The organism is Micrococcus terreus (assembly GCF_900116905.1).
GTDB classification, from domain to species: Bacteria; Actinomycetota; Actinomycetes; order Actinomycetales; family Micrococcaceae; genus Citricoccus; species Citricoccus terreus.
In genome coordinates this window covers 246,086-263,782 of sequence record NZ_FPCG01000002.1, presented here as the reverse complement: position 1 = coordinate 263,782, position 17,697 = coordinate 246,086, and the positions used below count along the sequence as shown (strand labels likewise).

19 protein-coding genes are annotated in these 17,697 nt (G+C 67.9%); 17 read left to right on the top strand and 2 right to left on the bottom strand.

Going from position 1 to position 17,697, the window contains the following annotated elements:
* Positions 1 to 29 precede the first annotated feature (29 nt).
* The 14 genes from prfA to BM355_RS03545 all read left to right on the top strand — a co-directional run bounded on the left by prfA (position 30) and on the right by BM355_RS03545 (position 12,134).
* Positions 30 to 1,121, top strand: a complete 1,092-nt coding sequence (gene prfA / locus BM355_RS03610; protein WP_091694693.1) for a peptide chain release factor 1 — start codon at positions 30 to 32, stop codon at positions 1,119 to 1,121.
* Positions 1,122 to 1,124: 3 nt separating this feature from the next.
* Entirely contained in the window at positions 1,125 to 2,066 is a 942-nt protein-coding gene (locus tag BM355_RS03605; RefSeq protein ID WP_245760574.1) for a N5-glutamine methyltransferase family protein, read from the top strand.
* Positions 2,063 to 2,803 carry an L-threonylcarbamoyladenylate synthase gene (locus tag BM355_RS03600; RefSeq protein WP_091694691.1) on the top strand — a complete coding sequence of 247 codons (741 nt, stop codon included), beginning with the start codon at positions 2,063 to 2,065 and terminating at the stop codon, positions 2,801 to 2,803. Before BM355_RS03605 ends, BM355_RS03600 begins: the two co-directional genes overlap by 4 nt.
* Positions 2,800 to 3,915: an MraY family glycosyltransferase gene (locus tag BM355_RS03595; RefSeq protein WP_091694688.1), complete on the top strand. Its 1,116-nt coding sequence runs from the start codon at positions 2,800 to 2,802 to the stop codon at positions 3,913 to 3,915. Before BM355_RS03600 ends, BM355_RS03595 begins: the two co-directional genes overlap by 4 nt.
* The gene (locus BM355_RS03590; protein WP_091694685.1) at positions 3,912 to 4,340 is read left to right on the top strand and encodes a hypothetical protein; all 429 of its coding nucleotides are present in this window, start codon (positions 3,912 to 3,914) and stop codon (positions 4,338 to 4,340) included. Before BM355_RS03595 ends, BM355_RS03590 begins: the two co-directional genes overlap by 4 nt.
* A gap of 240 nt (positions 4,341 to 4,580) precedes the next feature.
* Positions 4,581 to 5,393 carry a F0F1 ATP synthase subunit A gene (gene atpB / locus BM355_RS03585; RefSeq protein WP_091694681.1) on the top strand — a complete coding sequence of 271 codons (813 nt, stop codon included), beginning with the start codon at positions 4,581 to 4,583 and terminating at the stop codon, positions 5,391 to 5,393.
* A gap of 155 nt (positions 5,394 to 5,548) precedes the next feature.
* Positions 5,549 to 5,758: an ATP synthase F0 subunit C gene (locus BM355_RS03580; RefSeq protein WP_091694676.1), complete on the top strand. Its 210-nt coding sequence runs from the start codon at positions 5,549 to 5,551 to the stop codon at positions 5,756 to 5,758.
* 67 nt (positions 5,759 to 5,825) lie between these two features.
* Positions 5,826 to 6,395, top strand: a complete 570-nt coding sequence (locus BM355_RS03575; protein WP_091694672.1) for a F0F1 ATP synthase subunit B — start codon at positions 5,826 to 5,828, stop codon at positions 6,393 to 6,395.
* Complete coding sequence (locus BM355_RS03570; RefSeq protein WP_091694669.1) at positions 6,395 to 7,204, top strand: F0F1 ATP synthase subunit delta; 810 nt, start codon at positions 6,395 to 6,397, stop codon at positions 7,202 to 7,204. Before BM355_RS03575 ends, BM355_RS03570 begins: the two co-directional genes overlap by 1 nt.
* Positions 7,205 to 7,293: 89 nt before the next feature.
* A complete protein-coding gene (gene atpA / locus BM355_RS03565; protein WP_091694666.1) occupies positions 7,294 to 8,931 on the top strand; it encodes a F0F1 ATP synthase subunit alpha in 1,638 nt (545 codons plus the stop codon).
* Between the two features lie 66 nt (positions 8,932 to 8,997).
* On the top strand, positions 8,998 to 9,891 hold the full coding sequence (locus BM355_RS03560; protein WP_091694662.1) for a F0F1 ATP synthase subunit gamma: 894 nt from the start codon (positions 8,998 to 9,000) through the stop codon (positions 9,889 to 9,891).
* 46 nt (positions 9,892 to 9,937) lie between these two features.
* Positions 9,938 to 11,395, top strand: coding sequence for a F0F1 ATP synthase subunit beta (atpD, locus tag BM355_RS03555; protein ID WP_091694657.1), 1,458 nt, complete (start codon positions 9,938 to 9,940; stop codon positions 11,393 to 11,395).
* Between the two features lie 3 nt (positions 11,396 to 11,398).
* Positions 11,399 to 11,686: a F0F1 ATP synthase subunit epsilon gene (locus BM355_RS03550; protein WP_091694654.1), complete on the top strand. Its 288-nt coding sequence runs from the start codon at positions 11,399 to 11,401 to the stop codon at positions 11,684 to 11,686.
* Between the two features lies 1 nt (position 11,687).
* Positions 11,688 to 12,134: a DUF2550 family protein gene (locus BM355_RS03545; RefSeq protein ID WP_177227816.1), complete on the top strand. Its 447-nt coding sequence runs from the start codon at positions 11,688 to 11,690 to the stop codon at positions 12,132 to 12,134.
* 130 nt (positions 12,135 to 12,264) lie between these two features.
* On the opposite strand, the gene nucS is transcribed toward BM355_RS03545, so the two are convergent.
* Complete coding sequence (gene nucS, locus BM355_RS03540; RefSeq protein ID WP_091694646.1) at positions 12,265 to 12,960, bottom strand: endonuclease NucS; 696 nt, start codon at positions 12,958 to 12,960, stop codon at positions 12,265 to 12,267.
* Positions 12,961 to 13,000: 40 nt separating this feature from the next.
* Here nucS and BM355_RS03535 point away from each other — a divergent pair, with 40 nt between their 5' ends.
* On the top strand, positions 13,001 to 13,363 hold the full coding sequence (locus BM355_RS03535; RefSeq protein WP_091694643.1) for a hypothetical protein: 363 nt from the start codon (positions 13,001 to 13,003) through the stop codon (positions 13,361 to 13,363).
* 2 nt (positions 13,364 to 13,365) lie between these two features.
* On the opposite strand, the gene BM355_RS03530 is transcribed toward BM355_RS03535, so the two are convergent.
* Positions 13,366 to 14,463: an AI-2E family transporter gene (locus tag BM355_RS03530; RefSeq protein WP_091694639.1), complete on the bottom strand. Its 1,098-nt coding sequence runs from the start codon at positions 14,461 to 14,463 to the stop codon at positions 13,366 to 13,368.
* A 446-nt stretch (positions 14,464 to 14,909) separates the two neighbouring features.
* Here BM355_RS03530 and BM355_RS03525 point away from each other — a divergent pair, with 446 nt between their 5' ends.
* Together BM355_RS03525 and BM355_RS03520 are read left to right on the top strand one after the other, a co-directional pair.
* Positions 14,910 to 16,643, top strand: a complete 1,734-nt coding sequence (locus tag BM355_RS03525) for a hypothetical protein (RefSeq protein WP_091694636.1) — start codon at positions 14,910 to 14,912, stop codon at positions 16,641 to 16,643.
* A 23-nt stretch (positions 16,644 to 16,666) separates the two neighbouring features.
* On the top strand, positions 16,667 to 17,626 hold the full coding sequence (locus BM355_RS03520) for a tetratricopeptide repeat protein (protein ID WP_091694631.1): 960 nt from the start codon (positions 16,667 to 16,669) through the stop codon (positions 17,624 to 17,626).
* Positions 17,627 to 17,697: the final 71 nt, after the last annotated feature.

The window sequence follows — 17,697 nt, the reverse complement described above, 5'->3', positions numbered from 1 at the left end:
ACCCCCTCCCAGGAGTGATCCCCGTGAGCATGTTCGACTCCGTGCAGGAGCTGCTGGATGAGCACCGCCAGCTCACCGACCAGCTGGCCGATCCCGCCGTCCACCAGGACCAGGGTCTGGCCCGCCGTCTGGGCCGGCGCTTCGCCGAGCTCAACGGGATCGTCTCCGCCCACCGCGCCTGGCAGGCCGCCTCCGAGGACCTGGCCGACGCCACCGAACTGGCCCAGGAGGACGCCGACTTCGCCGCCGAGGTGCCCCGTCTGACCGAAGTCGAGGCGGAGGCGGCCGAGCGGCTGCGCCGGCTGCTGATCCCGCGTGATCCGGACGACGGCCGGGACGCCATCTTGGAGATCAAGGGCGGCGAGGGCGGCGAGGAGGCGGCCCTGTTCGCCGGGGACCTGCTGCGCATGTACACCCGGTATGCCGAGTCCCGCGGCTGGAAGACCGAGATCCTCTCCTCCACGGAGTCCGACCTGGGTGGCTACAAGGACGTGCAGCTGGCAGTGAAGCGTCCGGCCTCCTCCACCGACCCGGCCGAGGGCGTGTTCGCGCATCTGAAGTTCGAGGGCGGGGTGCACCGCGTCCAGCGGGTGCCCGTCACCGAGTCCCAGGGGCGGATCCACACCTCGGCCGCCGGCGTGCTGGTCTTCCCCGAGGTGGACGAGCCCGAAGAGCTGGAGATCGCCGCGAATGAGCTGAAGATCGACGTCTACCGCTCCTCAGGACCGGGCGGACAGTCCGTGAACACCACCGACTCCGCCGTGCGCATCACCCATCTGCCCACCGGGATCGTGGTGGCCATGCAGAACGAGAAGTCCCAGATCCAGAACCGCGAGGCGGCCATGCGCGTGCTGCGTTCCCGCCTGCTGGCCCATCAGCAGGAGCAGATCGACGCGGAGAACGCCGCCACCCGCCATTCCCAGGTGCGCACCATGGACCGCTCCGAGCGGATCCGCACCTACAACTACCCGGAGAACCGGATCGCCGATCACCGCACCGGCTACAAGGCCTACAACCTGGAGGCCGTGCTGGACGGCGACCTGGGCCCGGTGCTGCAGTCCTGCATCGAGATGGACGAGGCCCACCGCCTGCAGGCACTGGGCTCCTCCGACGAGGCCTGAGCCGTGCAGACCCCTGAAGCGCAGCCGTCACCGCTGGAGCTGGGCCCGTGGATCCGGCATGCAGAGCGCAGGCTCGCCGAGGCCGGTGTGGACTCGCCGCGCGCGGACGCCGAACTGCTCGCCGGGCACGTCCTGGGCGTCTCCCGCGGCCGGGTCGCCTCCCTGGCCGTGATGGGCCACTCCCTGCCTCCCGACGACGTCACCCGCCTGGACGAGCTGCTCGCCTCCCGCGCGGCGCGGGTTCCGCTGCAGCACCTCACCGGACAGGTCATCTTCCGGCAGTCCCTGCTGCACGTGGGGCCCGGAGTGTTCCTGCCGCGCCCGGAGACCGAGGACGTGGCCGGACTGGCCGTGGACGCCCTGCTCGAGTCGAGTCGCAGGGCACCGCAGCACAGCGTCGTGGCCGTGGACCTGTGCACCGGGTCGGGAGCGATCGCCGCGGCCCTGGCCGATGAGGTCCCGGCTGCCGTGGTGCACGCCGTGGAACTGGACGCCGAGGCCGCCCGGTGGGCTGCGGCGAACCTGGAACGCCGCGGTGTCGCCCTGCACCTGGAGGACGCGCGGACCGCACTTCCCGGTCTGACTGGCCAGGCCGACGTCGTGGTGTCCAATCCTCCCTACGTCCCGGACGGACGGATCCCCCCTCAGGCCGAGGCCGCCCAGGACCCGGCGCTGGCGCTCTACGGCGGGGGAGCGGACGGCATGCAGATGCCCACGGCGATCATCACCACCGCTGCACGGCTGCTGCGACCGGGCGGGTTCTTCGTGATGGAGCATGACGAGACCCAGGGGGACACGGTGGCGCTTGCCCTGGAGCACACCGGGATGTTCACCCGGATCACCGGGCATGCAGACCTGGCCGGGCGGCCGCGCAGCACCTCGGCCCGGCGGATCGGCTCGCCGGGACCGGAGCAGCACCCTGTGGATGGGAGAATGTCAGCGTGAGTGAGCGAATCGACTGCACCGACCCCGAACGGCTGGCCGAGGGGATCGAGACCGCCCGTGAGGCCCTGTCCCGGCGAGAGTGCGTGGTGCTGCCCACGGACACCGTCTACGGGATCGGCGCCGACGCCTTCTCCCCGCAGGCCGTGGCCGTGCTGCTGGCCGCCAAGGGCCGGGGGCGCACCATGCCTCCGCCCGTGCTGATGGGCAGTGCCGATGTGCTGGATGGACTGGCCATGGATGTGCCTGAGGCGGCGCGGGAGCTGGCCCGGGAGTTCTGGCCCGGCGCGCTGACGCTGATCGTGCACTCTCAGCCGACCCTGACCTGGGACCTGGGGGAGACCCGGGGCACTGTGGCCCTGCGCGTGCCGGCTGATGAGATCACCCGGGGACTGCTGCAGGCCACCGGCCCGCTGGCCGTCTCCAGCGCCAACCGGACCGGCATGCCGGCGGCCACCACCGTGGACGAGGCCCAGCAGATGCTCGGCGAGTCCGTGGCCGTCTACCTGGACGGCGGCGAGCGCTCCAGCCAGCAGCCCTCGACCATCGTGGACTGCACGGTGGAGCCCTTCCGCGTGGTGCGCGAAGGTGCGATCCCCGAGGAGACGCTGCGGGCCCTGGTGCCGGAGGCCTTCGAGGCGGACGCGGTGGATGCCCCGGACGCCGAGTCCGCCGACGCCGCTGATGCAGCTGAGGACGCCGAGTCCGCACCGCAGTCAGGAGAGCGCTCCACTCCGTGAAGGTCTACCTGATCCTGCTCGCCCTCACCGCCCTGGTCACCTTCGCGCTGACCCCGGCGGTACGCGCGCTGGGCATCCGGGGCGAGGTCTTCACGCCGCGGCGCAAGCGCGATGTCCACCGCGAGCCCATCCCCAAGCTGGGCGGAGTGGCCATGGTGGTGGCCGTCGTCGTGGCCCTGGGCCTGGGTGGGCTGATCCCGTTCCTGGAGGGGATCTACACCGACCCGATGCCGCTGCGCGGTGTGCTGCTGGCGCTGCTGACCATCACCGTGGTGGGGGTGGCGGACGATCTCTGGGACCTGCACTGGAGCCTGAAGCTGACCGGCCAGATCGCCGCCGGGCTGATGATCGCCCTGCACGGCATCCGGGTGGAGGCCATGCCGGTGGGATGGATCCCCGTGGGCGCCGAGCCGGTGCAGATCGGGCTGACGGTGTTCGTGGTGGTGCTGACCATGAACGCCATCAACTTCGTGGACGGGTTGGACGGGCTGGCGGCGGGCATGGCGGCGATCGGCGGCTCGGCGTTCTTCATCTACACCTATGTCCTGACCCGGACGATCAACGAGTTCGACTACTCCAATCTGGCCACCCTGCTGATGGCGATGCTGGTGGGCGTGTGCATCGGCTTCCTGCCGCACAACTTCCACCCGGCCCGGATCTTCATGGGGGAGACCGGTGCCCTGCTGATCGGGATGCTGATGGCCACCGCTGCCGTGGCGGTCACCGCCGACGTGGGGGCCATGGAGGGCTTCCGCTTCCGCAACGTCCCGGCCTACATGCCCATCCTGCTGCCGATCGCCGTGCTGCTGCTGCCGCTGCTGGACCTGAGCATGGCCGTGCTGCGACGCACCGCCCGCGGGTCCAGTCCGTTCTCGGCGGACCGCGGACACCTGCACCACAAGCTCGTGGACGGCGGTTACACCCATCGACAGGCCGTGCTGCTGCTCTACCTGTGGTCTTTCCTGGTGGCCTACGGTGTGGTGTCCCTGAACTTCTTCGACGATGTCTTCGTCCTGCCGGTCCTGGGCGTGCTGCTGCTCGGGGCCGGCTGGCTGACCCTGCACCCCTGGGTGCGCCGGGGGCCGGCCGTGGAACGTGAGGAGAGCGCATGAGCCGCTGGACCAACCGCAACGGCTGGTGGGGGATCCTGAACCGCTGCCTGGTCGTGAGCGTCCCCGCTGTCCTGATCGGCGTGGTGGCCACCTGGTCGATGCGTGGTGCCGGGGAAGGCCAGGCCGCCGCCTCACTGGGACTGGGCGGAGCCGTCGTCGTGCTCCTCTCGGCGCTCACCCTGGCCGTGACCGCCTGGGTATGGGACAGATCACGCGACCAGGCCGTGGTGGTCTCGCTGGGGGCCTTCGTGGCCAAGGTGGTGCTGTTCGGTCTGCTGCTGACCGTGGTGCCGCGGCCGGAGTGGATCCAGGCCGTGCCGGCCGGAATCGGCGCGTTGGTGGGCATCCTGGCCTGGCAGGCCGCGGAGGTGCTGGCCTTCATGCACACCCGGCAGCAGATCTACGACGACGCCCCCTCCCGGTGAGCAGACCGTGATCCGACCGTGATGTCTCGAGCCGGAGCTGAGCGCACGTTCTGACCGGCCGTGATCGCACGGATTCTGCGCTGGATCTCGCCGCGACATGGTCAGGACCACTGCCCGCTGTTTGATAGGATCATCAAGGATTCATAACGACGGCCAGGACGGGCTGCCGCGACCTTCACTGAAGCAGCAACGGCGCCGCTGTGCATGTTCCGTTGACGAACACTTCCAGAGAGGACCAGCGTGCTCCCGATCGTGCTCGCCAGCACCACTGACCAGGGCGGATTCACGCCCCCGACCATCAGTGATGCTCACCTGCCCGACATCCTGCCCTGGGCGGCCGAATACGGCACCGGCTTCGGCAAGCAGATGCTCATGGTCATCCTCTCGGTGATCCTGATCTCGGCGTTCTTCATGATCGCGATGCGTCGGCCCAAGCTGGTCCCCACCAAGATGCAGTGGCTGGCCGAGTCCGGCTACTCCTTCGTCCGCAACGGCATGGGCCGCGACATCATCGGCGAGAAGGACTTCCGCCCCTGGGTCCCCCTGCTGTTCGGCCTGTTCTTCTTCGTGCTGCTGAACAACATCTTCGGCGCCATCCCCTTCCTGCAGCTGCCCTCCTTCTCGCATGCCGGCTCGGCCTATGCGCTGGCGCTGATCGTCTACATCATCTGGATCGGCGTGGGCATCCGCCACCACGGGCTGAAGTACTTCAAGCTCGCCGTGGTCCCCTCCGGTGTCCCCGGATGGATCCTGCCGCTCCTGGTGCCGCTGGAGATCATCTCCACCTTCATCGTGCGCCCGCTGACCCACTCCCTGCGTCTGATGGCCACCATGCTCTCCGGCCACATGATCGTGATGCTGGCCGGTGCCGGCGCCGCCTACCTGATCACCGAGACCGGCAACCTGGCCCTGCAGGGCACCGGCATCCTGGTGATCCTCGGCTCGGTGGCCATGTACTTCCTTGAGCTGCTGATCATGTACCTCCAGGCCTTCGTCTTCACCCTGCTGACCGCCATCTACATCCAGGGCGCGATCTCGGCGAACGACCACTGACCCACAGACTCCTCGGCGCCGGCGACGGCGGCGAGACCGCGGTGACCGGACCCCGTCCACCGCACCACCAGACTTCCTGATCCGGCCTCCATCGGGTCGTGGGAGGGACTACCTCACAACCTGCCGGATCCCACCGGCATCTTGAAAGGAACACCATGGAAATCACCGGCAACCTGAACCTGATCGGCTACGGCCTGGCCTCCATCGGCTCCGCCATCGGCGTGGGCCTGATCTTCGCCGCCTACATCAACGGTGTGGCCCGTCAGCCCGAGGCTCAGCGCATCCTGCAGCCCATCGCCCTGCTGGGCTTCGCCCTCGCCGAGGCCCTGGCCATCCTGGGCCTGGTGTTCGCGTTCGTCCTCTGATCATGCCCCGCCCGGGCAGTGCCCGGACAGGAATGACTGGAACACATCACCGAAGGATGGTTGATCAATGATCGGGACTGACGTGATCCTCGCTGCAGGCGAGGGCGCAAACCCGCTGGTTCCCAACTGGTGGGAGGTGCTCGTCACCGCAGTCGGCTTCGCCGTGCTGATGTTCATCGTGGTGAAGTTCATCGCCCCTGCCTTGGAGAAGTCCTACCAGGATCGCGTCGACGCGATCGAGGGCGGACTGGAGAAGGCCGAGAAGGCCCAGGCCGAGGCGAACGCCATGATGGCCGACTACCAGCAGCAGCTGCAGGACGCCCGCGTGGAGGCCAACCGCATCCGCGAGGAGGCCCGCACCGAGGGCGCTCAGATCCTGGCCGAGTTCAAGGAGAAGGCGGCAGCCGAGTCCGCTCGCATGACCGAGCAGGCCCAGGCGCAGATCGCCGCGGAGCGCCAGCAGGCCGTGTCCTCGCTGCGGTCCGAGGTGGGCACCCTGGCCACCTCCCTGGCCGGCAAGATCGTCGGGGAGTCCTTGGACGACGACGCCCGCTCCCAGCGCGTGGTGGATCGCTTCCTGGCCGACCTGGAGCGCAGCGAGTCCGCTCGCACGACCAGTGCAGGTGCTGCTGAGTAATGGCAGGAGCATCGAGCGATTCACTGGCCGCCGCACGACAGGCTCTGGAGCCCACGCTGGCCTCCGGCGGACTGCAGCTGGCACGCGACCTCTTCTCCACGCTGGACGTGCTGGACGAGAACGGACCGCTGCGCCGGGCCCTGACCGATCCCTCGTGGACGGTGGAGCGCCGGTCCGGTGTACTCCGCTCGCTGTTCAGCGGTCGGCTCTCCGAGCAGGCGCTGCAGGTCTTGACCGACCTGGCAGGTCGCCGTTGGTCCGGCGAGCGTGACTTCGGTGACGCCGTGGAACAGCTGGCCGGCACTGCTGTGGCCGCCTCCGCCGAGCGCGACGGCCTCTCAGGGCTGGACCGCCTCTCCCAGGAGCTGCTCTCCTTCCACCACGTCGTGGAGGAGTCCCACGAGGTCCAGCGGGCCATCACCGACCAGCAGGCTCCCGCGCAGTCGCGGGGGAACCTGGCTGAGCGGCTCACCGGCAACGGGTCCGAGGAGGTCCGCCTCCTGGTCCGTCAGGCGGTGGAGAACCCCCGCGGGCACAAGCCCGCCGAGCTGGTGCGTCGTTTCGCCGCGGCCGTCGCCGGGCGCCAGCGCCAGTGGATCGCCGACGTCACCGTCGCGCGACCGCTGAGCGATGAGCAGCAGCGGCGACTGGCCGAGGGCCTGCGCCGGACCTTCGGCCGTGACCTCAAGCTGGACGTGACCGTGGATCCTGCCCTGGTGGGCGGGGTGCGCGTGAAGGTGGGAGACGACGTCGTCGACTCCACGGTGGCCACCCGGCTGCATGACCTCCAGCGGAAGATGGCCGGCTGAGCCGGCACTGACGAATCCAGACGAAATCATCCGGTCGTCGACCTGCACTTCGCGTCGATGATCACCTATCAAGAGAGCAGGGACTGCAGATGGCCGACTTGACCATCAACGCTGACGACGTCCGCAATGCCTTGAACGAGTTCGCGGCATCCTACGAGCCGGCCGGAGCCGAGCGGGTAGAGGTCGGTCGCGTCGTGTCCGCAGCAGACGGCATCGCCCGGGTGGAGGGTCTTCCCTCCGTCATGGCCAACGAGCTGCTGCGCTTCGAGGACGGAACCCTGGGCCTGGCCCAGAACCTGGACACCCGTGAGATCGGTGTCGTCGTCCTCGGCGAGTTCAAGAACATTGAAGAGGGCCAGGAGGTGCACCGCACCGGGGAGATCCTCTCCGTGCCGGTCGGTGATGGCTTCATGGGCCGCGTGGTGGACCCCCTGGGTCAGCCGCTGGACGACATGGGCCCGATCGAGGCCGAGGGACGTCGCGCCCTGGAGCTCCAGGCTCCCACCGTGACCCAGCGCAAGTCGGTGGAGGAGCCCCTCCAGACCGGCATGAAGGCCATCGACGCGATGATCCCGATCGGCCGTGGCCAGCGCCAGCTGATCATCGGTGACCGCCAGACCGGCAAGACCGCGATCGCCGTGGACACCATCCTGAACCAGAAGGCCAACTGGGAGAGCGGCGACGTCACCAAGCAGGTCCGCTGCGTCTACGTGGCTGTGGGTCAGAAGGCCTCCACCATCGCCGGCGTCCGCGCCACCCTGGAGGAGCACGGCGCCCTGGAGTACACCACCATCGTGGCCTCCCCGGCATCGGACCCCGCCGGCTTCAAGTACCTGGCACCGTACGCCGGCTCGGCCATCGGCCAGCACTGGATGTACGGCGGCAAGCACGTCCTGATCATCTTCGACGACCTCTCCAAGCAGGCTGAGGCCTACCGTGCGGTGTCTCTGCTGCTGCGTCGTCCGCCGGGACGCGAGGCCTACCCGGGCGATGTGTTCTACCTGCACTCCCGGCTGCTGGAGCGTTGTGCCAAGCTGTCCGACGACATGGGCGGCGGCTCGATGACCGGTCTGCCGATCATCGAGACCAAGGCCAACGACGTCTCGGCCTACATCCCCACCAACGTCATCTCCATCACCGACGGACAGATCTTCCTGCAGTCGGACCTGTTCAACGCCAACCAGCGCCCCGCCGTGGACGTGGGCATCTCGGTGTCCCGCGTGGGCGGCGCGGCTCAGGTCAAGGCCATGAAGAAGGTCTCCGGCACGCTGAAGCTGGATCTGGCGCAGTACCGCGACATGCAGGCTTTCGCCATGTTCGCCTCGGACCTGGATCCGGCCACCCGCCGTCAGCTCCAGCGCGGTGAGCGTCTGATGGAGCTGCTCAAGCAGCCCCAGTACTCCCCGTACCCGGTCGAGGAGCAGGTCGTCTCCATCTGGGCCGGCTCCAAGGGCCACCTGGATGAGGTCCCGGTCGAGGATGCGCTGCGCTTCGAGCGGGAGTTCATCGACCACCTGCGTCGCAAGAACGTGGTGCTGGGCCCGATCGCTGAGACCGGCAAGCTGGAGGACTCCACGCTGGAGGCCATGGAGACCGAGATCGAAGAGTTCAAGAAGGGCTTCTTCGGCGAGGGCGACAACCAGCTGGTGGCCGCAGGCCATGAGGAGCACGACCCTCTGGCCGACGAGAAGGTCACCCAGGAAAAGATCGTCAAGCAGAAGCGCTGACCCGTCGGAGTGGGCCGGATCGACGTGACGTCGAGCCGGCCCACCCGGTCGAAGGAAAGGACCACCATGGGAGCCCAGATCCGGGTCTACCGCCAGAAGATCGCATCGACCTCGTCGATGAAGAAGATCTTCAAGGCGATGGAGCTGATCGCCACGTCCCGCATCGGCAAGGCACGCGACCGTGTCGCCGCCTCGATGCCGTACGCCAACGCGATCACCCGCGCCGTGTCCGCCGTGTCATCGCAGCAGGACATCGACCACGTGCTGACCGCCGAGTCAGACAATCCACGCCGTTCCGCCGTGCTGATCATGGCATCGGACCGTGGCATGGCCGGCGCCTACTCGGCCAACGTGCTGCGTCACGCCGAAGAGCTGCTGGAGAAGCTGCGCAGCGAGGGCAAGGAGGTCGACACCTACCTGGTCGGCCGCAAGGCACAGGGCTACTTCGACTTCCGGCACCGGGAGTACAAGAAGGTCTGGACCGGGAACACCGATGCCCCGCAGTTCGAGACGGCCAAGGAGATCGGCGAGGCACTGGTCTCCGCCTTCCTGCAGAACACCGACGAGGGCGGCGTGGACGAGATCCACGTGGTCTACACGGAGTTCCACTCCCTGGTGAAGCAGAGTCCCACCGTCGTCCGACTGCTGCCGCTGGAGGTGGTGGAGGAGGAGATCACCGAGGACACCGAGCTCCTTCCGCTGTACGAGTACGAGCCGGCTCCGGAAGACGTCCTGGACGCGCTGCTGCCGAAGTACATCGAGTCCCGGATCTTCTCGGCGATGCTGCAGGCCGCGGCCTCTGAGCTGGCCAACCGCCAGCGCGCCATGAAGTCCGCCGGCGACAACGCCTCCGACCTGATCAAGGAGTACACGCTGCTGATGAACAACGCCCGCCAGGCGGAGATCACCCAGGAGCTGACCGAGCTGATCGCGGGCGCGGACGCCCTGAACGCGTCCTGACCCGCCACCCCACGACATCCGCCATCCACAGAACGAAGTGAGAGAGATGACTGCCACCTTCAACGAGCAGGCCTCCGGCACCGCCACCGGCGGAGCCACCGGTCGTATCGCCCGTGTCATCGGCCCCGTGATCGACGCCGAATTCCCGGCCGATGCCATGCCCGCCGTCTACAACGCCCTCACCGCTGAGCTGACCCTCAACGGCGAGACCCGCACCATCACCTTCGAGACCGCACAGCACCTGGGTGACAACCTGGTGCGCGCCATCTCGCTGCAGTCCACCGACGGCCTGGTCCGTGGCGCGCAGGTGACCGACACCGGTGCCCCGATCTCCGTGCCCGTGGGCGATGTGGTCAAGGGCCACATCTTCAACGTGCTGGGCGAGTCGCTGGACGTGCCCACCTCCGAGCTGGACGTGCAGGAGCGTTGGCCGATCCACCGCGTCGCCCCGAGCTTCGCCTCCCTCGAGGGCTCCACCGAGATGCTCGAGACCGGCATCAAGGTCATCGACCTGCTGACCCCGTACATCAAGGGCGGCAAGATCGGCCTGTTCGGCGGCGCCGGCGTGGGCAAGACCGTGCTCATCCAGGAGATGATCACCCGCGTGGCCCGCAACTTCGGCGGCACGTCGGTGTTCGCCGGTGTGGGTGAGCGCACCCGTGAAGGCAACGACCTCTGGGTCGAGATGGACGAGGCCGACGTGCTCAAGGACACCGCCCTGGTGTTCGGCCAGATGGATGAGCCGCCGGGAACCCGTCTGCGCGTGGCCCTGTCGGCTCTGACCATGGCGGAGTACTTCCGCGATGTGCAGAACCAGGACGTGCTGCTGTTCATCGACAACATCTTCCGGTTCTCGCAGGCCGGCTCGGAGGTCTCGACCCTGCTGGGTCGCATGCCCTCCGCTGTGGGCTACCAGCCGAACCTGGCCGACGAGATGGGTGTGCTCCAGGAGCGCATCACCTCGACCCGTGGTCACTCCATCACCTCCATGCAGGCCGTGTACGTGCCTGCGGATGACTACACCGACCCGGCACCGGCCAACGTGTTCGCGCACCTGGACGCCACCACCAACCTGACCCGCGATCTGGCCTCCCGTGGCCTGTACCCGGCTGTGGATCCGCTGGCCTCGACCTCGCGCATCCTGGACCCGCAGTACGTGGGCCAGGAGCACTACGACACCGCCATTCGCGTGAAGCAGATCCTGCAGAAGAACAAGGAACTGCAGGACATCATCGCGATCCTCGGTGTGGACGAGCTCTCCGAAGAGGACAAGATCGTGGTCTCGCGTGCACGTCGCATCGAGCAGTTCCTGTCCCAGAACACCTACACCGCCAAGCAGTTCACCGGCGTGGAGGGCTCCACTGTCCCGATCAAGGACACCGTGGAGGGCTTCAACGCCATCGCCAACGGTGACCTGGACCACGTGTCCGAGCAGGCGTTCTACAACGTCGGCGGTCTGGACGATGTCGAGCGCAACTGGGCCCAGATCCAGAAGGACAACTGATCCATGGCCGAGCTCGAAGTCGAGATCGTTGCAGAGGACCGCTTCGTGTGGTCCGGGCCGGCACAGTCTGTCAGCGCCCGGACCATCGACGGTGAGATCGGCATCCTGCCGGGGCACACGCCCCTGCTGGCTGTCCTGGGCGACGGCGACGTCGTGGTCACCACCGCTGACGGTCAGACCGTGACGGCACGCGCCGAAGGCGGCTTCTTCTCGGTCAACCATGACCGCGTGGAGATCGTCGCCGGCTCCGCCACCCTGGACGGCGAGGCGCGCGGAGACAGCGCGGCCTGAGATGTCACCGATCTGGTGGACCCTGATCGGCGCGCTGGCGGGCGTCGTCCTCATGGTCGCACTGATGATGTGGTGGCGCCGGCGGACTCTCCTTCGGACCCCCGGGACCTTTCGCGCGCAGGTGCGGGAGGTCGGGGGATCGAGCAGGGGAGCCTCGGTGATCGGCCGGTACAACGAGGTGAGCCTGGACCTGATGAAGGTCCGGTCCATCGATCCCCGTCCCTGCTGGAGCACGGCCCGCCACCAGGCCGAGATCCGGCGCGAGGGGCCCGGGTCCCGTGAGGGATATGTCCTGGCCCGTCTCTCCGGGGGCAGGAGCCCCGTCCTGTTGGAGCTCAGTCACGAGGAGTGCTCTGGAGTGAGCGCCTGGATCGAATCCGGTCCGGTGACCGGGTTCGGAACGTGGCGGGAGCCACTGGGACGGCGGCCGCGCCGCAACGGCTGGTGATCTCAGCCCGCCGCTGATGCTCCCGCCGTGGCGCCAGAGAAGTGAAGACAGTCAATCGGCTCGTTCCGATCCCGGTCAGTGGATGGCCCGGGATCGGAACGAGCCGATCTGCTGTGTCCCGAGGCGGTGGTCAGAACAGCCGGGAGTCGGCGTCATCGACGCCCCTCAGCGCGTCATAGTCCAGGGTGACGCAACGGATCCCGCGGTCCTCGGCCAGGGTGCGTGCCTGAGGCTTGATCTGCTGAGCCGCGAAGACTCCCCGCACCGGGGCGAGCAGCGGATCCCGATTCATCAGCTCGAGGTAGCGCGTCAGCTGCTCCACGCCGTCGATGTCACCTCGTCGTTTGAGCTCCACCGCCACCGTGGCGCCGTCCGCGTCCCGTGCCAGGATGTCCACGGGGCCGATCGCGGTCATGTGCTCTCGCCGCACCAGGGTGTATCCCTCGCCCAGCGTGGTGATCTGATCGGCCAGCAGGCGCTGCAGATCCGCCTCCACACCGTCCTTGACCAGCCCGGGATCCAGGCCCAGGTCCTGACTCATCTCCTGATGGATCTCGAAGACGTGGATGACCAGTCGATCATCGGACTTCGTGGCCTGCACCGACCACACCTGGACCACACCCTCCTCGGCCAGCTCAGCGGACGGTTCCGCGATGCGCAGCGTGGCCGGGGGGCTCATCCAGTTCAACGGCTTGTACGAGCCGCCGTCGGAATGGATCAGGACCGCGCCGTCGGCCTTGACCATCAGGAGACGGACGGCAGGGGGAAGGTGCGCGCGGAGACGGCCTTCATAGGTGACGGAGCAACGAGCAATGACAAGACGCACACCCGGCAGTGTACCGGTGGCCCTGTGACACCATGGACTCATGCCCCGCTCCAACAGGCCCCGTCGCACCGCCCGTGTCAGCGGTGCACGCAAGGGTGGCGCCGGCGACCAGAGGTCTCAGCGCCGTCCAGGGGAGCCGGACGCGGTGGAGGCGCTGCTGGGACTGGACACGGGCTATCAGCAGCAGGATCACCATGACGGCGGTTGGCATGTGCGCCAGATCCCGTCGTGGCGTGCCGTCAAGGACTACACCTGTCCGGGGTGTGGCCGGAGCATCCGCGCTGGGGCGGCACATCTGGTGGCCTGGCGCAGCGACTGGATCTTCGGTGATGATCGTGCCGGTGAGGACCGCAGACACTGGCACCCCATCTGCTGGCGGACCCGGCGCCACGACGGTCGCTGACCTCAGAGGCGGTCCTGCCGGGGGATGAGCACCTCTTTGACGATGAGCATGACCGCAGCGGCAGCCGGGATGGCCATCAGGGCCCCCAGGACGCCGAGCAGCGTGCCGCCGGCGATCACGGCGATGACCGCGACGGCCCCAGGCACGGCGACGGCCTTGCTCATCACCCTCGGGGAGACGAAGTAGGCCTCGATCTGCAGGTAGGCGAAATAGATCACCGCGAAGATCAAGGCGGTCTGCCAGCCGGCTGAGAGCGCCACCAGCGTGATGATCGTCCCGCCGATCATGGCGCCGACCAGGGGGATGAACGCCATCAGCCCGGCGAAGAAGGCCAACAGGGCGCCGAAGGGCACCCCCGCGACAGTGATGGCGATGAAGGCCACCAGGCCGTTCAGGCCGGCCACGATCGACTGGCCGATCACGTAGTGGCCGACGGACGAGGTGATCTCATCTCCCAGGTACTGCACGCGTGCCCTGCGGGATCGGGCGGCCAGCCGGTAGGCCCAGTACTTCATCGACGGCAGCGAGGCCAGGAAGTACAGGGTCAGCACCAGCACGATGAGAATGGAGAAGCCGGTGTTGACGATCACCGTGCCGACGCCGAAGATCCCGCCGAAGAGTCCGGTGATGTTCGCCGAGTTGCTGACGAAGTTGGCGATCTCGGAGTCCACGAGGTCGCGCACCCCGAACTGCTCGTCCAGGTCCTGGAAGAACTCCGAGTCCATGAACTCCGAGACCAGCACCGGCAGACTCTGTACGAACTGGGTGGTCTGATCCACCACCGTGGGGATCAGCATGGAGAAGAACGCCGCCAACAGTGCCGCCAGCATCAGGACGGAGGCGGCGACGCCGACACCGCGCGGAGCACCCCAGCTCTCGATCCTGCGGACGACAGGGTCCAGGCCCAGGGCGATGAACAGCGCTGCGGCGATCCAGATCAGCAGCTGGGCGTTGCTGGTGAACACCCAGTAGAGGCCCAGGGCCAGTCCCACGCCCACCGTGAAGAGGAATCCGATCTGAATCGGGTGGCTGGGTGCGACCTGCACCTCACGGGGCTCCGGCACCTCATCGGTCGCGAGCGGCGGCTGTGCCGGCTCCATCTGGCTGACCTCGAATCGACGGCGAGGTCTGGCGCCCGGCAGGGACCGTCCGCTCAGACGGCTGCGGAGCCGAGCGAACCGCGACCTCTCCGTGGAGACCGCGGTGGGGTGAGGAACGGCTCTCGACTCGATCTCGCCGCTCTCAGTGGCCGGGGGGACAGGGGCAGACTCTGCGCCGGAGGCGTCCTGTGCAGGTGCGGACGACGGGCCGTGATGCTCGTCGGGACCGACGTCTGGGCCGAGTCCCCGGCCCTCGCTGGGAGATGTAGGGTGCGACACACTGCTCAGGGTACGGCACAGCTGAGCCCTCCAGCGTCTGCCGGGCGGACGTCGTCGTTATCATTCGGTGACCTTTCCCCGTATACTGCGATTCGGGCTGTGTCCAGGAGTTCTCCGCTCCCGCGACCGGCCCGATTCACTCTGTCCCCGAATGAACGGCTCTTCGCGTGCGCATTGTTTCCGGTCTCCTGGCCCTCCTGCTGGGCCTGGCCGCCCTGCTGGGCGGCATCGGTCTCCAGACGATCTGGACGCCTCCGCTGACTCTGACCGCCGAGGTGGGCGACGACCCCACCGAGGCGCCGCTGACGGTGATCACCGGTGAGTTCGCAGAGATCGATGAGGACCCGGTGGAGTACACGCTCACCGGTGACGGCGACTACACCGTGATGCTGGGACGGGAGCGCGACATCCAGGCATGGATCGGCGACGCGGCGCACAACACGGTGAAGGGCATCCAGACCGATGTCCCGGAGGGTGAGCAGCCGCACGTGATCGTGGATCACGCGGAGGGCGAGATGGAGGTGCCCAACCCGGTCGACTCGGATCTGTGGATCGAGACGCACGAGGCCTCGGGCACGCTCGAGCAGCGCTGGACGCTGCCGGAGGAGGACCAGACGGCGCTGCTGATCGCCGTGGACGGAACGGCGCCGGCTCCCACCGATGTCACGGTCACCTGGACCAACCGCGTCGGAGACAGCCCCTGGATCGTCCCTCTGCTGGTCATCGGCCCCCTGCTCATCCTCATCGGCCTGGGCCTGCTGCTCTGGGCCTGGCTGCGGAGTCGCCGTGGCGGGCGTCCGGCCGCAACTCAGGCGGCCGACCCGGGCCAGTCGGGCCGGGCCGGTGCGACCTCCGACAGGCAGAGCTCCAGCACTGCCCGACGGATGGGTGCAGGTGCTGCCGTGGGCGTGCTGGTCCTGGGAAGCTCTGTGTTGGCCCCGGCTACCGCATCACCGTCCCCCGAGAGCGCCAGTCCGAGTTCAGGCGATCAGACAGAGGAGTTCATTCCGGTGGTCGTGGACCAGCAGCTGGAACGGATCCTTGGGATGGTGGCAGGGGGCATGAGCCGTGGTGATGAAGCCCGCGATGCGGAAGCGCTGACCACACGAATCGGGGGATCCGCCCGAACCATGCGTGAACTCCACTACCGCAACAAGGGCTTCGACGATTCGCTGGTGGGTCCAGCACCGATAGCTGCTTCACCGATTCTCGCAGCCGCGGCGACCGAGGCACCTGGCTTTCCGCGCAGCATCATCGCGGTAACCGAAGGCGAACAGAACGAGACCCCGCAGGTGCTGTTGATGCAGCAGAACGGTCCGCGGCAGCAGTATCAGGCGAGGTTCGCCGTACCGATGACGCCGGGGTCAGATCTGTCGGGAATGCAGCTGGATCAGCCCGGTGTAGAGATCCTCGAGCTGGATCAGGCCGAGGGATTGGCCATGTCGCCTCAGCAGGCTGTCGATGGGACCGCGGCCGTCTTGACGGACTCAGACCACACCTTCAAAGACAAGTTGGTCTCCAACTCCTACGTCCAGGCCATCCAGGACTACCAGGAGAACCTGTCGAGGACAGCCCGGGACGCCACCATCAGGTTGAACCGTTCCGTGGCGACGGATCAGTCGCAGGCGATCCGTCTCCCCGACGGGTCGGCACTGGTGTTCGCCAATGTCTTTGCCAATGTGAATTCGAGTCCCAAGGAGCGTGGCGGCACCGTCATCGCCAGTGAGCTTGCACAGAAGGTCGCAGGCGAGTCCAGCAATGAAACCACGACCGCCTTGTACATGCGCTTCTATGAAACGATGGTGATCCACATTCCCCGAGAGTCGGCCACAGGTGAGGACGCCCGGGTCTCGCTCATCGGTTTCGAAGATGAGCTGTACCGGGTCTCGTACGGCGACTGAGTGTCCTGAAGAGGAGAGTCGAGATGACTGAACAGCCCCCCGCACCGTCCCACCTGCGAGGTGCGGTCGACCTGTCATCCCTGGCCGCCCGGCCGACCTCGGAATCCACCCGTTCTGCGGCGGGGCCGGACAGGGCCGATCAGGCCTCCGGCAGCTGGGTCGTCCGCGGAGTCGGCGAAGGGGAACTGCAGCAGCTCATTCAGCTCTCTGCCCGGGTCCCGGTGCTGGTGCATCTGCGCACCTCAGTCACACCGGTGAGTGACCAGCTGGACCAGCTGCTCACGCCCGCCGTCAACGGCCGGCAGGGGCGCCTGGTGCTGGCCGAGGTCGATGCGGACGCCCATCCTCAGCTGCTCCAGGTGTTCGGCCTGACGTCAGGACCGGCCGTGATCGGGATCCTCTCGGCTCAGCCGGTTCCTCTGCTGAACCAGGCGGTGGGTGCGGACCAGCTCGATTCCCTGCTGGATGAGCTGCTGCAGGTGGCCGCCCAGAACGGACTGACGGGCACGGTGCCGCCGCTCGGTCCGCAGGAGCAGGCTCCGGCCGACGCCCCGCCGGCGCCTCCGGCTCTGCCCCCGCTGCATCAGCAGGCTGTGGACGCCTTGGCGCAGGGAGATCCGGATGCTGCGATCCAGGCCTACCGCCAGGCGTTGAAGGAGAACCCGGGAGATGACGAGGCCGCTGTCGGCCTGGCCCGCGTGGAGCTGATGCAGCGCACTGCCACGCTGGACGCCGATGCCGTGCGCCGGGCCGCAGCGGACTCGCCCGATGATCTGGAGGCACAGCTGCGGGTGGCCGACCTTGACCTGGTCGGCGGCCACGTGGAGGACGCCTTCGCGCGGCTCGTCCGCTTCATTGCCCTCCACCCCGGTGAGGACCGTGAAACAGCTCGGGCGCACCTGGTCCAGCTCTACTCCGTGGTGGGTGATCAGGACCCGCGAACGGCTGCCTCACGGCGATCGTTGGCCACCGCCCTGTTCTGACCCGACGCAGGGGGAGAGCGACCCTGACGATCTCCTCCCCGAGGGGGAGGAGCCGGCACCGCGGCGTTGCT

Bases quoted from the DNA above. Each gene is read 5' to 3' on its own strand.
- BM355_RS03530 (WP_091694639.1), bottom strand. From the start codon at position 14,463: ATGGAGCCGGCACAGCCGCCGCTCGCGACCGATGAGGTGCCGGAGCCC.
- BM355_RS03535 (WP_091694643.1), top strand. From the start codon at position 13,001: ATGCCCCGCTCCAACAGGCCCCGTCGCACCGCCCGTGTCAGCGGTGCA.
- BM355_RS03545 (WP_177227816.1), top strand. From the start codon at position 11,688: ATGTCACCGATCTGGTGGACCCTGATCGGCGCGCTGGCGGGCGTCGTC.
- BM355_RS03580 (WP_091694676.1), top strand. From the start codon at position 5,549: ATGGAAATCACCGGCAACCTGAACCTGATCGGCTACGGCCTGGCCTCC.
- atpA (WP_091694666.1), top strand. From the start codon at position 7,294: ATGGCCGACTTGACCATCAACGCTGACGACGTCCGCAATGCCTTGAAC.
- BM355_RS03590 (WP_091694685.1), top strand. From the start codon at position 3,912: ATGAGCCGCTGGACCAACCGCAACGGCTGGTGGGGGATCCTGAACCGC.
- BM355_RS03550 (WP_091694654.1), top strand. From the start codon at position 11,399: ATGGCCGAGCTCGAAGTCGAGATCGTTGCAGAGGACCGCTTCGTGTGG.
- prfA (WP_091694693.1), top strand. From the start codon at position 30: ATGTTCGACTCCGTGCAGGAGCTGCTGGATGAGCACCGCCAGCTCACC.
- BM355_RS03520 (WP_091694631.1), top strand. From the start codon at position 16,667: ATGACTGAACAGCCCCCCGCACCGTCCCACCTGCGAGGTGCGGTCGAC.
- atpD (WP_091694657.1), top strand. From the start codon at position 9,938: ATGACTGCCACCTTCAACGAGCAGGCCTCCGGCACCGCCACCGGCGGA.
- BM355_RS03570 (WP_091694669.1), top strand. From the start codon at position 6,395: ATGGCAGGAGCATCGAGCGATTCACTGGCCGCCGCACGACAGGCTCTG.
- BM355_RS03575 (WP_091694672.1), top strand. From the start codon at position 5,826: ATGATCGGGACTGACGTGATCCTCGCTGCAGGCGAGGGCGCAAACCCG.
- BM355_RS03560 (WP_091694662.1), top strand. From the start codon at position 8,998: ATGGGAGCCCAGATCCGGGTCTACCGCCAGAAGATCGCATCGACCTCG.